This window comes from Microbacterium oxydans, from assembly GCF_900095745.1.
Taxonomy (GTDB): Bacteria; Actinomycetota; Actinomycetes; order Actinomycetales; family Microbacteriaceae; genus Microbacterium; species Microbacterium oxydans_B.
The window spans coordinates 1-15,002 of sequence record NZ_FMIR01000006.1; the positions used below are offsets into that span (position 1 = coordinate 1).

Consider the following 15,002-nt stretch of genomic DNA (forward strand, 5'->3'; position numbering starts at 1 on the left):
GGGTGGGGCAGGGGGTGGCTGAGGGTTCAGCCCTTCAGACCGCCGGCGAATCCCTGGATGATGTACTTCTGCAGGAAGAAGTACGCGATCAGGATCGGGGCGGCTGAGATCAGGAGCGCGGCGAAGACCGCCGGCCAGTCGGCGTGATACGTGCGCACGAATCCGCTGATGCGCACGGGCAGTGTCTCGTTGCCGGTTCCGGAGAGGAACAGCAGCGGGATGAAGAAGCTGTTCCAGATCGAGATCACGTTGAGGATGGCGACGGTGCCGATCGCGGGCCGCAGCAGCGGGACCACGATGTGCCAGAAGGTGCGGATCGGACCGCATCCGTCGAGGGATGCCGCCTCCTCGAAGTCGCGTGGGCTCTCGCGCAGGAACATGGTGATGATGAACACGGCGAACGGGATCGAGCTGCCGGCCCCGGCGAGGATCACCGAGAGCAGGCTGCCGTTGAGGCCGAGGTCGCGGATGCTCAGGAACAGCGGCAGCACGCCGAGCTGCGCGGGCACGACCAGCCCGACCATGAAGAGGTAGAACATCCCCCGCGACCAGCGGGAGCCGAGCCGCGCCAGCGGATAGGCGGCGAGCGAGGCCGCCACGAGCACCAGCACGATGCTGACCACGGCCACGACGGCACTGTTCATGAGAGCGGCGCCCAGGTGGCCGTCCTCCCACGCGCGGCCGAAGTTCTCAACGCTGTACTGGCCCGAGATGACGAACGCGCCGGTCGGGTTGTGCGGTGCCTTGAGCGAGAGGTTGACGAGGGCGAAGAGCGGCAGCAGGAAGACGGCCGCGACTGCCCACAGTGCGATCTCGAGCGTGAGGGTGCGCCCCGTGTATCGGTTGATCATCGGTCGACCTGCTTCGAAGTGAGGCGGTATTGGACTGTGGCGAGCACCGCGACGACGATCGCCATCACCGTGGCGAGCGCGGTGGCGTAGGGCACGTCGCCTCCTTGGAATCCGACCTTGTACACGACGGTCGAGATGGTCTCCGTGGCCCGAGCAGGTCCGCCGCCGGTCATCGCGTACACCTGGTCGAACTGGGCGAGGCCGTTGATGAGCGTCAGGAGCAGGTTGATGACGACCGCTCCGTTGATGAGCGGCAGCACGACGGAGAAGAATCGGCGCACGGGACCCGCACCGTCGATCACGGCGGCCTCGATCACCTCGGAGGGCAGCGCCTTGAGACCTGCGAGATAGATGACCATCGAGAAGCCCGTGAACTGCCACAGGTACGCGACGCAGACGGCGCCGAGCGCGAACTGCGGATCGCCCAGCCAGTTCTGCTGCAGCGAGTCGAGTCCGAGGGCTCCGAGCACGGCGTTGACGCCGCCAGTCGGCGCGAGGAGGTAGCTCCAGATGTATCCGCACACGAGCGGGGTCAGGACCACCGGGGCGAAGAAGATCGTGCGCAGCAGCCCGCCACTCTTGACGACTGTGTTGAGCGCGAGTGCGAGCAGCAGGCCGAGACCGTTCTGCAGGATCATCGTGACCGCGGCGAACACGAACGTGTTCACCAGGGCCGCTGTCGCGAGCGGGTCCGTGAACACCTCGACGAAGTTGCCGAACCCGATGAGGTCGAAGTCGGCGCTGATCCCGTCCCAGTCCGAGAAGGCGAAGACGGTGCCGCGCGCCGAGGGCACGAGTGTGACGAAGGCGTAGAGGAGGAGCGCGGGAACGATGAACCAGAGCGGAACGTGGGCACCACGCCACCGCCGTCGACGAGCGGGTGCGAAGGCACTCCTCATCGGTGGTGCGGTCTTCTGTTCGGCATTGAACATGCGTGTACTGCTCCCTGAGTTCTCGCGTCGTCGCCCAGCGGGGGATATCGACAATCCTGTCCGGCGCTCCGTGCCGCTGCCAGCACGATGCTGTTCATCACTAGCACGATCCTCGCGGGTGTCTTCTCCGATGAGGTCCGCTATGTCAGTGTGGGGTGGTGGTCGTCCGTTACCCCTCCATCCAGCGCTACGAGGTCTTCCGCGCCGGCGCCCTCCCCATCGCCTCGAACGACGTGCCCGCTCTGGGCGGCATCCCCGAGCACACCCACGACTACCTGGAGATCGCGGTGGTGTCCCGGGGAACCGGGGTGCACGTGACACGTGAGGGGCGTCTGCCCATCGCGCGCGGGTCGGTCATCATCATCCGTCCGGGCTCCTGGCATGCCTATCGTGACACCGATGAGCTGTGGACCTTCAACCTCTATCTGGCTCCGGAGCTCCTGCTTCGCGAGCTCTCCTGGATCGTCGAGTATCCCGATCTGGCGCGCGCTCTGCTCGGCGGCGAACCCAATCTCGGCGAGTTCGACGAGGAGTCGTGCGCGCGGGTGCTGAGCTGGCTCGAGCAGATCACGCAGCACTCGCGCACGGTTCACGCGCCCACACTGATCGGTCTGGCGACCTGCGTGCTCGACTCCTTCAGCACCCTCGCGCTCTCCCCGCAGCCGGCGACGGATAGCACGATCGCGCGCTCGGTCATCACGATGATGAATCTCATGCAGGACGATCTCAGCGCCCGCTGGACGATCGCCGACCTGAGCAGGGTCGCGAACTTCTCGCCCGCGGTGGTGCATCGGGTGTTCAAGACGCATGTCGGCATCTCCCCCATGGCGTGGCTCACCCGCGCACGGGGCGAAGCGGCCGCGACGCAGCTCGCTCTCACCGACAAGAGCGTCTCCGAGGTCGGCCAAACCGTCGGATGGGACGACGCGAACTATGCGAGCCGGCGCTTCCGCGCGCTCTACGGCCTCACTCCCAGCGAGTACCGGAGCCGCTTTCAGCGCGACGACGCCGCGATCCTCCGCTGAGTCGCCCGCGTCTCCCCGCCGGCGCTCACGCCCGCCGGAACCGGGCGGCCAGCGTCGGGTCGACATCGACATCGCCGAAGGATGCCGTCCACGCCCCGTCCACCGCGATCGATTCGCCGCTCAGGTACGGAGCCTCGTCGGAGAGCAGGAACGCGGTCACCGCGGCCACCTCTTCGGATCGGGCGATGCGTCCCATCGGCGGCCCTTCGGCGAGTCCACGCTCTTCGGCGGCGGGGTCGGGGGCTGCGGCGATCTTCGCTTCGAGGTGCGGGGTGCGCACACCGCCGGGAGCCACGGTGTTGGCACGGATACCGAGTCGGCCGTAGCTCACCGCCACGCTGCGGGTCAGCGCGTCGATGCCGCCCTTGGTGAATTCGTAGGCCGCGTGGTCGGGGTGGCTGGCGCGGCCGTGGATCGAGCCGACGTTGACGATCGCCCCGGCGAGGCCCTGATCGATGAAGGCCGATACTGCGGTCGAGCAGCCCCAGATGTATCCGAAGCCGTTGATGTCGAGGACCTCGCGCACGACGCTCTCGTCGAGCTCGTGCAGCGGGGTGTGCTTTGTGATGCCGGCGTTGTTCACCCAACCGGCCAGGGGCGCCCGTGCGATCGCTGCCTCTGCGGCCCGCTGGTGGACGGCGCGGTCGGAGGCGTCACCGAGAACGACCTCGGCCACGATCCCCTCCTCGAGCGTGCCCGATCCCGGAGACCGCTCCAGCCCCACGACGATCCATCCGTCGGCGGTGAGTCGCTCGGCGATGGCGCGGCCGATGCCCTTTCCGCTGCCGGTCACCACGACGCTGCGTGCGGATTCGGTCATGATGTGTCCCTCTCGGCGCTGAAGTGGGTCGGATGCACTTCCCGTTTGCTATAGCAATCACGAGCATAGCCGGGAGGGTGGTCGTCAGCGCAAGCGGATCAGCCTCGAACACTGCCGAGGGTGAGCCCCACGCTAGCCCGCGGCCGCTCGGATGCTCCACGATCCGGCCGCCACCCCTCGAACCGCGGGTAGCATCCGACCATGATCACTGGAAGCCGTTGGGTCGTCACGGGTGCTGCGGGAACCATCGGATCAGCGCTGCGCGCCGCCCTCGCGGAACAGCAGGTCGAGCTGGTGTCCACCGACATCCGCCCGACGTCGCCGGTCGGCCCCGATGACTCCGTCACGGAGATGGACCTCGGCGACCTGGAGTCACTCGTCGAGCTGTTCGCCGGCGCCGACGGCGTCATCCATCTCGGCGGGATCGCCGACGAGGCTGACTTCCACGACCTGGCCGAGGTGAACATCGTCGGGACTTACCACGTCCTGGAGGCCGCTCGACGTGCCGGAGTTCCCCGAGTGGTCTTCGCGAGCAGCAACCGCCTGACAGGGATGTATCCCTCCGGCGAGCGCGTCTCGCCGGAGATGCCGCCCCGGCCCGACGGCTTCTACGGGGTGGCGAAGGTGGCGGGCGAAGCGCTCTGCCGGCTCTACGCCGACAAGTTCGGCATCAGCACCGTCTCGGTGCGCATCGGCAGCTATGAGCAGCGACCGGGGTCCGCGCGCGAACAGCGCACCTGGCTCAGCCCTGCGGATGCGGTGCGCGCGTTCCTCGCCGCGATGACCACCACCGAGCACACGGCCGTCTTCTACGCCGTGTCCGCGAACACGACGCGCTGGTGGGATCTCGACGCGGGAGCGTCGATCGGCTTCACGCCGCAGGACGATGCCGCCGACTGGGGTGCCGAAGAGCCGCTCGATGCGTCGATGCCGCAGGGCGGGACGTACGCGAGTGCGGAGTACTCGACCGACCGGATGCGCCGGTAATCGCGCGGCCCGGCTCGATCCCACAGGGAGGGATGGAACCGGATGCCGGCGGGAGACGAATAACCAGTGTGAGCAACGACAACGACATCATCCGTGAATCGTTCGACGCCGCGGAGCGATTCTCCGAGATCTTCGAACGACATATCGACGCGGTCTCCGGCTATGTCGCGCGCCGCGTCGGACCGGCGGCGAGAGACGACGTCGTGAGCGAGACCTTCCTGATCGCGTTCCGCAAGCGCGGGCGCTACGACATGTCCCGGCCATCGGCGCTGCCGTGGCTGATGGGCATCGCGACGAACGTCCTCGGCCAGCATCGCCGCGCACAGGCCCAGCACTGGCGAGCTCTGCAGGCGTCCGTCGCCCAGAGCGACCCGATCGCCGCGGACGACCACGATCGATCGACTGCACAGCTCGATGCGGCCGGTGAGATCGAGCGCCTCTATCCGCGGATCGCAGCCCTCTCCGCCCGCGATCGGGAAGTGCTCTTCCTGCACGCGTGGGGAGACCTCACCTACGAGCAGATCGCCGCCGCGCTGCGGATCCCCGTCGGCACCGTCCGATCGAGACTGAGCCGCATCCGCACCAAACTCGCGGCCCCACCGCCGTCGCCACCGCCGAAGGTTCCCCATGAGCCCCGGCCCGCGACCGCACACATCCGACTTGCTGAGAAAGAGATCATCCATGGACATCCTTGACACGGTGCGCGAGATGAAGCCCACCTACCCCGCGTCTTCGCAGGCTCCCCGTCGCGCCCTCCACCAGGAGATCGCCCGGTCGCGACGCCGACGCCCCGTCGGACGCATCGTCGCGGTGGCACTGGCAGGCACGGCCGTCGCCGCGGTGGCGGTGACAGCCACCGTCCTCACTCCCCCGGGAGTCGTCGGCCAGCCGCAGGCGGCCTCAGCATCGACGTACCTCAACGAGACCGCGGCCTCCATCCGCGCCGCCGTCGCCGCGCCGATGGAAGTGACGATCACGACGCGGCACCTGGGCATGATCGGCGGCCCGAACGAGAAGTTCCTGCCGTTCGGGAACCTCAGGACGGATGCGACGGCCGCCGTCCTCACCGAGTCGAGCGCGACCTATCTCAGCGCGACCGACGGCACATACTCGCTCACCGGCCGCACCGATTTCCATGCCGCGGAGCTGTTCGGGAACGAGGCAAAGGTCGAGCGGGCGTGGACGGGCTACTACGGCGCGGCATATCCGATCGGCGCGGCTCCTGCAACGTCAACCGAGGTCGAGCCGGGCGCGGGCGATGCGACGCTTCCCGTCTCCCCCACGGACTTCCCCGCCGACCCGGCGGCATTCCTCGCCGCGTGGGAGCGTGGCATGGAATCGCAGCTCGTCGCTGAGAAGGCTGCCGCGGCGAAGATGCCCCAGGACGGCGAGCCCGAGACCAACGGGCTGTACGCGAGCATCGAGGAGCGGCTCGCGATACCGGCCGCCGAGCACATGCTGAACGAGCTCGGGCATTCGGTGCCCATCCTGACGGCATCCCCCGAGTATCGAGCGACGTTCCTCGAGGCGCTCGCGCTGGCCGACGGGATCACCGTCGAAGACGGCGCCACCGCCGACAAAGTGCTCGTCTACGAGACCGACGACGCCCGGTTCCGACTGACGGTCAACCCCGAGGCGGGCGCCATCGTCAAGATCGAGAAGTTCCTGCTCCGCGTGCTCCCGGCGCCGTGGAGCAACCACACGAAGGACGACCCGCTCGTCGAGGTCGGAACGGCACCGTTCCTGCCGGAGGGAGTGGCGGACTTCTCCGCATCCTTCACGACTGCACCTGCGGACTGACGCGTCCGCCCCTCGTGCCCTTCTCATCCGCGATGCCGGGTGAGGAGGGCACGTCGCCGTTCACGGCACGGTTGCCCGCGTCTCAGCGCGAGGACGGGTTCACCGGCTCCTCCGCTTCACACGCTCATCTGAGCGCGATCGCGCCCAGCCCGTCGGAGGCGACCGCTCCTGACGACATGCCCGGAACGAGGACGCACGGCTGATAGCTGACGCCCGGCTGCCGGGCTGCGGGGTCGTCCGCCAGCAATGCCTCGGCTGCCACTCGCCCCAGGCTGTTCAGCTGAGGATCCACCGAGGTGAGGAATCGATCGGGGCTCCCGCTGTACTTCGACCAGTTGTCGTAGCCGACCAGTGCGACGTCTTCCGGGACCCGGACCCCGGCCTGTTCGAACGCACGGGTGACGCCCAGAGCGATGTAGTCGTTGCCGCAGAACACGGCGTCGAACTCGCCCCGCCGTTCGAGCAGCTCAAGACCGGCCCGGTAGCCCCACGGAATGGTCCAGTCACCGAACAGGGGTTCCGACAGCGCGATCTCGATGCCGGCTGCGGCGAGCTCGGCACGAAAACCGCTCAGACGATCCTGGACCGCCCGCGAATACTCCATCGCGGTCACATGCGCGATCCTCGTTCTCCCCTGGCGAAGGAGGTGCGCGGCGGCCAGGCGCCCTGCCTGCGCATCGTCCGGGAGAAAGCACGTGTCCTCGGGGTTGTCCGAGACTCCGAAGACATGGATCACCGGCGTCTGGAACGACTCCGATATCGAGGGGAACGGAACGTCCGTGCCGTCACCCACCACGATGATCCCGTCGACTCGACGGGCTTGCAGAGTGCGGAGATTGTCCGGCCGGGCAGCGGCGTTGTCCTCATCGTCGTAGACGAGCACGGCGACGTCGTGCTTGCTGAGTTCGGCGATGATCCCGGTGATGACCGGAGTCGAGAAGTTGCCGGATGCCTTCTGGGCGAGAACACCGACCGTGAAACTGCGCCCGAGCGCGAACGACTGCGCGAGCGCATTGGGCCTGAAGTCCAGTCGTGCCGCGGCCTCATGGATGCGCTGCCGCGTCTCGACGGATACGTGTCCGCCGCCGTTGAGCACGCGCGAGGCCGTGGGCACAGAGACACCCGACTCTGCCGCGACATCCTTCAAGGTCACCGGCCGCCTCATCGCGCTCCTTCCCGATCCCTCATCCTCTCAGGATCCCACGAGCCGCCGAGCACCGCTCATCTGGTCAGGTCTTCACGGCACCCGCCGACATGCCGGCGACGACGTAGCGCTGCAGGAAGCTGAACACCAGGATCAGCGGCAGGACGCCGAGAAGCGCCGCCGGGAACAGCGTCGTCGGCTCCACCGTGTTCGGGTCGATCAGGGCATAGGCGTTCGCCATGATCGTGCGGTTCTGCTCGCCCTGGAGGAACACGAGAGGAACGATGAGGTCGTTCCACACGACCAGGCTGATGAACGTCACCAGCGTCGCGGTCACGGGCGCGAGCAGTGGGAAGATCACGACGAAGAAGATCCGCAGCGGACCCGCACCATCGATCGCCGCGGCCTCCTCCAGCTCGGTCGGCACCTGGCGCATGAAGCTGGTGTAGAAGAACACGGCGATCGGAAGGTTCATGGCCGTGTAGACGAGGATCACGCTGAGATGCGTGCCCAGGATGTGCAGATCCCGGATCATCAGGTACAGCGGTGCGATGAGCACATAGATCGGGATGGTGGTCCCGATGATGAACACGCGGTAGGTGGTGTTCGTCCAGGAGCGCCCGATCCGGCTCAGCGGGTAGCTGGCCATGGCGCCGAAGGCGACGGTCAGCACGCAGGAGCACACCAGGATGATGAGGGTGTTCGCGACGCTCTGCGCGTAGTTGATGCGCTGGAACGCATCCACGACGTTGTCGAGCGTGAGGTGTTCGGGCCAGCCGAGCGGATTCGCCGACACGTCAGCGGCCGGTCGGATCGCGGTCAGCACGGCGAACGCGAACGGGGTCACGAGCAGTGCGACGCCGATGATGAGCCCGATGTCGCCGAGCCGGCGTTTGCCGGCGTTCCACAGGCGGTGGTCGCGTGACCGGGCCGGGGCGGGGAGAGATGCGGACATGGATTCAGATCCTTTTCTCGCGCATGCGCAGAACGGACGTGGCGACGCTGCTGAGCACGACGACGATGACGAGGAGGAGGACCGCGATCGTCACTCCGTAGGCGAACTCGCCCGCCCCGCCGAAGACCTTGCGGTAGACGAGGAGGGTGAGCGTGGTGGTGGATCCCGCCGGGCCGCCGTTTGTCAGCACGAACGGGAACTCGAACACCTTCAGCGAGCCGATGAGGGAGAGCGTGATGTTCACCGTGAGCGAGGGGGCGAGGAGAGGCCATTCGATCGTGCGGAATCGGCGGAATCCCGTCGCACCGTCGAGGTCGGCCGCTTCGAGGACATCGGCGGGTAACGCGAGGTATCCGGCGAGGAAGATCGCCGCGGAGTAGCCGGCGAACATCCAGATGTTGACCAGAGCCACCGCGCCGAGTGCTGTGCTCGTCTCGCCCAGCCAGATGCGGGTGAGGGAGTCCAGCCCGAGGGCGCGGAGCACCTCGTTGATCGTTCCATCCGGTGCGTAGAGATACGAGAAGATGAACGATGCCATCACCGGGGCGACGAGCGTCGGCATGAGGATGAGGACGCTGACCGGTTTGCGGATCCGCGGCCGGTTGTAGAGCGCTCTGGCCAGGAGCAACCCGAAGAGGTTCTGCAGGACGACGACGATGACGGCGTAGAGCACGGTCGTGCCGACTGCTCGGATGACCTCCCCGTCGGTGAACAGTCGTGAATACTGCTCGAGACCGACGAAGTTCGCCCGCGGACCCCCGCTGCTGTCCGTGAAGCTGAGCCAGAGGCCGTTGACCAGCGGGTAGAGGATGAGGAGCCCGTAGACGACGAGCGCGGGAAGAAGGAACCCGAGAGCGACGAGGGGACGTTTGGAGATCATGACAATCCTTCAGCGAGAGCGGTGCGGCCACCGGAGAGGGCGACCGCACCAGGAACGGGACTAATCCGCCTTCTTCGCGATCCCGTCCATCTCGTCGAGGAACTCGTCGGTCGTGATCTCACCGAGGAACAGCGCCTGCAGGCGAGAGCCCATCTGCGTCTGCACGTCGCCCGCCATCCAGGTGTTCGTCTGCATGAAGCGGTAGTTCCCTGCCTCGTAGGACGCGAGGAACTCGCCCGTCGCGTCGTTCTTCGGGCTGGTGCCCGATTCGAACGGAGAGATCGCGTTCTCCGCTTGGAGGAACAGATCGAGGTTCTCGGGCTGAGACCAGAAGTCCACGTATTTCTCCGCGGCGTCCTTCACCGGGGATGCCTCGTTGACGCCCCACATCGTCCCCACGAACAGCAGTTCGTTCGGGTCGACGCCCGGCTCCCCACCCGGCCAGGCCGTGAACTGACTCTTGATTCCGGCTTCGGCGACGCCGCCGAGGTTCCAGGCGCCCTGGAGCCAGAAGCCCGTGTCACCCGCCGTGAAGTCGTCTGCGCCCTGCGACCATTCGTCTTCGCCGAGCTCGGTCTTCCAATCGATGAAGCCCTGCTCCTGCAGGTCGAGCAGCTGCTCGACCGCCGGCTTCCAGTCCGAGAAGCTCGCATCACCCTCGGAGAACTCTTCGTCCCAGCCCTTGTCGACGGTCGTGGCCGCAGCGTTCAGCAGCGCCATCGCGCCCGTCCACCCGGCCTTGTCGGGAAGAGTGATCGGGTCGTGGCCGGCAGCCTTCACCTTGGCGAGCGCGTCGAGGAAGCTCTCCCAGTCCTTCGGCACCTCGTTCACACCGACCTCGCTCAGCAGTTCCATGTTCGAGTACAGACCGACACCGATGGCCTCCATGGGCATGGCGAGCACGGCGTCGTCATAGGTCGCGAAGCTCTCGACCTCGGGGGTGATGTCGTCGGCCCAGGACGCCGAGGACAGGTCTGCGAGGTATCCGGACTTCCCCCATGTCGCGAGAAGATTGCTGTCCAGCATGATCACGTCGGCGGCATTGCCGGCCAGCAGCTCAGGCTGCACGCGCTGCGAATAGGCCTCGTTCGCGGGGATCGCCTCGAACTCGAGCTTGATGTCGGGGTTCGCCTTCTCGAAAGCCGCGTTGATCTCGGCGACGTTCGCCGGCTCGCCTTCGCCGCCCTTCCAGCCGTACACCGTGAGAACGGTCCGGCCGTCGTCGGTCGTGATCGACGAATCGCCGGATGAACAACCGGCCAGAGCCAGTGCCGTCACGAGGGCGGTGAAGGCACTGGCGGAACGAATCATTCGCTGCTGCGACTTCTTCATTGAAGGATCTACTTATCGGGACGCGAGGACGTTGTCGATGGTTGTCCCATCACCGCACCGATATTTAGGTAACCGGTTGCCTAACGTTGCTGGCGAGCGTAAATTGATGCGCGTCGCCTTGTCAAGTGCTCGCATCTGCGGGCGATCCGACCCTGATCACGCCCTGGACGAAGAGAAGCAGATGCCCATCGCCACGCCTCCCATTCCGGCATCTGCCGCCGTGGGTTCCCCCCGCCGTTCCCGCCTCGACTGGTTCCGTTCCGCCTCGTTCGGGCTTTTCATCCACTTCGACCAGGCGAGCCGACTCGGCGTCGATCTGTCTTGGCCGATGGTCGGGCTCACCAGCGATGACGGCACGGGTGTGCACGCACGAAGTGCGGTCGACTACTTCCGGCACGCCGACGAATTCGACCCTCGGGAGTGGGATCCTCGCGCCATCGCACAGGCAGCGAGGGATGCGGGGATGCAGTACGCCGTCTTCACCACGAAGCATCACTCGGGCTGGGCGTCCTGGCCGAGCGAGGCGACACCGCTGAACATCTCCACATCTCCCTATGGAGCTCGCGGAGGCGATCTCGTCCGCGACTACGTGGATGCCTTCCGGGAGGCAGGACTGCGCATCGGCTTCTACTACTCAGTGTCCGACTGGTCGGATCCCGACTACCCGGCATGGCGCGCCGAGTTCGCACCGTACGCGTTCGAGGAGTACCCGCGCGCGACCCCCGAACAGTGGACGAGATTCCGCGAAGGGATGAAGGCCGAACTCAGCGAGCTGCTCACGAACTACGGGCCGATCGATCTGCTCTGGTTCGACGGCGGGTGGGAGCGCACCGAGGGGGAATGGGACAGCGCGGAACTGGAAAGGCACATCCGCTCCCATCAGCCGGACATCGTCCTCAACGACCGCCTCCCCGGAATCGGTGACTACGTGACGCCGGAGCAGTCGATCCCTGCGGAGCTTCTCAGCGACGCCTGGGAAGCGTGCATCACCATGAACGACACGTGGGGATGGGACCCGAGCGACCACGACTACAAGACCACCGCGCACCTGATCCGGACGCTCGTCGACTGTGTCGCCAACGGCGGCTCGCTCCTGCTGAACGTGGGGCCGAGCAGCACCGGTGCTCTGCCACCCGAAGAGGAGAAGTCGCTCCACGAGATCGCCGGTTGGATGCGCACCCATCGCGAGAGCGTGATCGGCGCTCGACCGGGGCTGGAACCGTGGCAGTTCTACGGTCCGACGACGATGAACGAGAACGCCCTGTACCTGCACCTCGTCGCCTGGCCGGACGAGACCGCCACCGTGCGCGGCATTCGACCTCAGTCCGTGCTCGGCGTGGAACTCCTGACGACGGGGGAAGACCTCGACTTCCGAGCCATCGTCGATCCCGCGCACGCCCGGGACGACGACCCCTGGGGGAACCTGGTCATCTCGATCCCGCAGGATCGGCCGATGGGCCCGCTCCCGGTGATCCGCATCCGTTTCCGCGCGGGCACAGCGGGGACCGATCGGTTCGCGCCGGTCTCCGCGGGCAGCCGCGGAGAAAAGCCGGCACCAGGATCTGCCGGGTAGTCCTCTCGGAGTGATGGCGCCGGCCGGGATCGGGTGGACTCGCGCGTCTTCGCCCGACTCGTCCCGCAAATCCGTCTCCCGGTCGACGAAGCTGCGAAGCTGGATGCCGTCACCATCCCCCACCCCCGTCGCCTTCATGCTCCTTCCAGAGTGGGAACTGCAGAGGCGTCGAAGCAGGAGCCGTCCCGTGAGCGTCGCGTCCACCCTTCCCCTCATCCGCCGTCCGCTCGCCGAGGGCTGGCGCGTCCGCCCGAACGGCGGACCCGCACAGGTGGCCGATGCGTGGATCCCCGCCGTCGTCCCCGGTGTGGTGCATCTCGACCTGCTGCGGGCGGGCCTCATCCCCGACCCGTACCTCGACGACAATGAATCCGCCCTCGCGTGGATCGGCCTCGTGGACTGGACCTACGAGGGCAGCCTCGCGCTCGAGCCGGATGAGCAGGCGGCCGATCGTCACGAGCTCGTGTTCGACGGGCTCGACACCGTGGCGACCGTCACCGTGAACGGGAGTGTGATCGCCGAGGTCGCCAACCAGCATCGCTCCTATCGACTGGACGTGACCGACCTGCTCACCACCGGCGACAACACGGTCACCGTCGCCTTCCGCAGCCCGGTCCGGTACGCCGACGCGCAGAGCGTGGCGCTCGGTGCGCGACCGCGTCCGTACCCCTCGCCGTTCAACGCCCTGCGCAAGTCGGCGTGCAGCTTCGGGTGGGACTGGGGCATCGCCACCTACTCGAGCGGCATCTGGCGCGAGGTGCGTCTGGAGTCCTGGTCCGACGCCCGCCTGAGCGACGTCCGCGTCCACGCGACACCGGACGGCACGGAGGGCACGGTGCGCGTCGCCGTCGAGGTCGAGCGCGCCTCGGCACTCCCGCTCGAGCTGACGGTCGAGGTCGCGGGGACCGTCCGGACGGTTCCGATCGCCGCCTCGGAGACGTCGGGTGAGATCGAGGTCCGGGTGAGCGATGCGGAGCGCTGGTGGCCCGCCGGCCATGGCGCCCAGCCGCTGTACGACGTCGAGATCGCCCTCCTGGCCGATGGCACGGCGCTGGACTCCGCGACCAGACGCGTCGGGTTCCGCGACCTGCGCTGGGACACCACCGCGGATGCATCCGGCACACCGTTCACCCTGTTCGTGAACGACCGACCGATCTACGTGAAGGGCGTGAACTGGATTCCCGACGACGCGTTCCCGAGCCGGGTCTACCGGGATCGGTATCGCACCCGGCTCGAGCAGGCGAAGGCGGCGAACCTCAACCTGGTCCGCGTCTGGGGCGGCGGAATCTACGAGTCCGAGGACTTCTACGATCTCGCCGACGAGCTCGGCCTGCTGGTCTGGCAGGACTTCCTGTTCGCCTGCGCCGCGTACGCGGAGGAGGATCCGCTGCGCGCCGAGATCGAGGCGGAAGCGCGGGAGAACGTCGCACGCCTCGCCCACCGCGCCTCACTCGTTCTGCTCACCGGCAACAACGAGAACACCTGGGGGTATGAGGACTGGGGCTGGAAGACGTTGCTCGACGGCAAGACCTGGGGCGCCCACTACTACTACGAGCTGTTCCCGGCGATCATCGACGAGCTCGCCCCGCACGTTCCCTACGCACCCGGAAGCCCCTTCAGCCCGGGCGCGGGGTGGGACGGGCGTCAGCAGACCGGCCCGCATCCGAACGACGAGGCGCACGGCACCATGCACCTGTGGGAGCAGTGGAACCGGCGGGACTGGCCGACGTACCGCAACCATCGCCCCCGGTTCGTCGCCGAGTTCGGGTGGCAGGGGCCGCCCACGTGGTCGACACTGACGCGGTCCATCTCGGACGATCCGATCACGCCCGACTCCCCCGGCATGATCGTGCACCAGAAGGCCGCCGATGGGAACGCGAAGCTGGGCTCCGGGCTGGTCGCGCACTATCCGATCCCCGACGACATCGAGACCTGGCACTGGGCCATGCAGCTCAATCAGGCGAATGCGGTGGGTTTCGCGCTCGACTGGTTCCGCTCACTGGCCCCGCACAATGCCGGCGCGATCGTGTGGCAGCTCAACGACTGCTGGCCCGTGACCTCGTGGGCGGCGATCGACGGCGACGGATGCGAGAAGCCGCTGCTCTTCGCCATCAAGAACGCCTTCGAACCCCGCGTGGTGACGGTGCAGCCCTCGGGCGACGGCCTCGAAGCCGTGCTGCACAACGACACCGATGACTCCTGGTCGGACACCCTCTCCCTGCGACGGATCGGCTTCGACGGCACGGTGCATGCCTCGGTCGAGGTGGCGGTGTCGATCGCTCCGCGGGAGTCGACGCGCGTTGCGATTCCGGATGCCGTCGCCACGCCCGGTGACGCTTCCGCCGAGCTGATCGTCGCCGAAGCGTCCGGAGCCCGCGGGCTCTGGTGGTTCGCCGAGCCCCGCGACAGCGCCCTCGCCGAGCCGCGCCTCACCGCCGAGGTGGAACGCATCGACGGTGGCGGGCACCTGGTGACCGCCACGGCGGGCGCACTGGTGCGCGACCTCACCCTGCTCGTCGACCGGCTGTCTCCCGACGCCCGAGTCGACCGCGGCCTGGTGACCCTGCTTCCGGGCGAGCGTACGGCGTTCCGCATCGACGGCGTGGCCGAGCTCGACGCCGCCACCGTTCTCGGTCCGCTGGTCGCGCGCTCCGGGAACCAGCTGGTCGGCGGGCGGTAGCACCCGGCCGACACCATCCGCTG

The 15,002-nt window shown here is 67.4% G+C and carries 13 protein-coding genes; 6 read left to right on the top strand and 7 right to left on the bottom strand.

What is annotated here, in order from left to right; all coding sequences use genetic code 11:
* Positions 1–26: 26 nt before the first annotated feature.
* The gene (locus BQ2383_RS00810; RefSeq protein WP_197021093.1) at positions 27–851 is read right to left on the bottom strand and encodes a carbohydrate ABC transporter permease; all 825 of its coding nucleotides are present in this window, start codon (positions 849–851) and stop codon (positions 27–29) included.
* The gene (locus BQ2383_RS00815; RefSeq protein ID WP_231481646.1) at positions 848–1,783 is read right to left on the bottom strand and encodes a carbohydrate ABC transporter permease; all 936 of its coding nucleotides are present in this window, start codon (positions 1,781–1,783) and stop codon (positions 848–850) included. Before BQ2383_RS00815 ends, BQ2383_RS00810 begins: the two co-directional genes overlap by 4 nt.
* Positions 1,784–1,941: 158 nt before the next feature.
* Here BQ2383_RS00815 and BQ2383_RS00820 point away from each other — a divergent pair, with 158 nt between their 5' ends.
* Positions 1,942–2,808: an AraC family transcriptional regulator gene (locus tag BQ2383_RS00820; protein WP_167381505.1), complete on the top strand. Its 867-nt coding sequence runs from the start codon at positions 1,942–1,944 to the stop codon at positions 2,806–2,808.
* Between the two features lie 25 nt (positions 2,809–2,833).
* On the opposite strand, the gene BQ2383_RS00825 is transcribed toward BQ2383_RS00820, so the two are convergent.
* Complete coding sequence (locus BQ2383_RS00825; protein ID WP_091027749.1) at positions 2,834–3,628, bottom strand: SDR family NAD(P)-dependent oxidoreductase; 795 nt, start codon at positions 3,626–3,628, stop codon at positions 2,834–2,836.
* 201 nt (positions 3,629–3,829) lie between these two features.
* Here BQ2383_RS00825 and BQ2383_RS00830 point away from each other — a divergent pair, with 201 nt between their 5' ends.
* From BQ2383_RS00830 to BQ2383_RS00840, 3 genes are all read left to right on the top strand, one after another.
* Positions 3,830–4,615 carry an NAD-dependent epimerase/dehydratase family protein gene (locus BQ2383_RS00830; RefSeq protein ID WP_091027753.1) on the top strand — a complete coding sequence of 262 codons (786 nt, stop codon included), beginning with the start codon at positions 3,830–3,832 and terminating at the stop codon, positions 4,613–4,615.
* A 68-nt stretch (positions 4,616–4,683) separates the two neighbouring features.
* Positions 4,684–5,310: an RNA polymerase sigma factor gene (locus BQ2383_RS00835; protein WP_205829424.1), complete on the top strand. Its 627-nt coding sequence runs from the start codon at positions 4,684–4,686 to the stop codon at positions 5,308–5,310.
* Positions 5,297–6,415 (top strand): hypothetical protein, encoded by a 1,119-nt coding sequence (locus BQ2383_RS00840; protein ID WP_091027758.1) that lies wholly within the window; start codon positions 5,297–5,299, stop codon positions 6,413–6,415. The genes BQ2383_RS00835 and BQ2383_RS00840 overlap by 14 nt, the downstream gene beginning before the upstream one ends.
* Before the next feature lie 124 nt (positions 6,416–6,539).
* Here BQ2383_RS00840 and BQ2383_RS00845 read toward each other — a convergent pair whose 3' ends face one another.
* The 4 genes from BQ2383_RS00845 to BQ2383_RS00860 all read right to left on the bottom strand — a co-directional run bounded on the left by BQ2383_RS00845 (position 6,540) and on the right by BQ2383_RS00860 (position 10,705).
* Positions 6,540–7,568, bottom strand: a complete 1,029-nt coding sequence (locus BQ2383_RS00845) for a LacI family DNA-binding transcriptional regulator (protein WP_167381506.1) — start codon at positions 7,566–7,568, stop codon at positions 6,540–6,542.
* A gap of 76 nt (positions 7,569–7,644) precedes the next feature.
* Positions 7,645–8,514, bottom strand: coding sequence for a carbohydrate ABC transporter permease (locus tag BQ2383_RS00850; protein ID WP_091027765.1), 870 nt, complete (start codon positions 8,512–8,514; stop codon positions 7,645–7,647).
* Between the two features lie 4 nt (positions 8,515–8,518).
* Positions 8,519–9,394 carry a carbohydrate ABC transporter permease gene (locus tag BQ2383_RS00855; protein ID WP_029264277.1) on the bottom strand — a complete coding sequence of 292 codons (876 nt, stop codon included), beginning with the start codon at positions 9,392–9,394 and terminating at the stop codon, positions 8,519–8,521.
* A 60-nt stretch (positions 9,395–9,454) separates the two neighbouring features.
* Positions 9,455–10,705, bottom strand: a complete 1,251-nt coding sequence (locus BQ2383_RS00860; RefSeq protein WP_208617597.1) for an ABC transporter substrate-binding protein — start codon at positions 10,703–10,705, stop codon at positions 9,455–9,457.
* Positions 10,706–10,907: 202 nt separating this feature from the next.
* On the opposite strand from BQ2383_RS00860, the gene BQ2383_RS00865 reads away from it, so the two are divergent.
* Both BQ2383_RS00865 and BQ2383_RS00870 read left to right on the top strand, forming a co-directional pair.
* The gene (locus BQ2383_RS00865; RefSeq protein ID WP_167381507.1) at positions 10,908–12,299 is read left to right on the top strand and encodes an alpha-L-fucosidase; all 1,392 of its coding nucleotides are present in this window, start codon (positions 10,908–10,910) and stop codon (positions 12,297–12,299) included.
* A gap of 187 nt (positions 12,300–12,486) precedes the next feature.
* Positions 12,487–14,979, top strand: coding sequence for a glycoside hydrolase family 2 protein (locus BQ2383_RS00870; protein WP_244175844.1), 2,493 nt, complete (start codon positions 12,487–12,489; stop codon positions 14,977–14,979).
* The last annotated feature ends 23 nt before the right edge of the window (positions 14,980–15,002 follow it).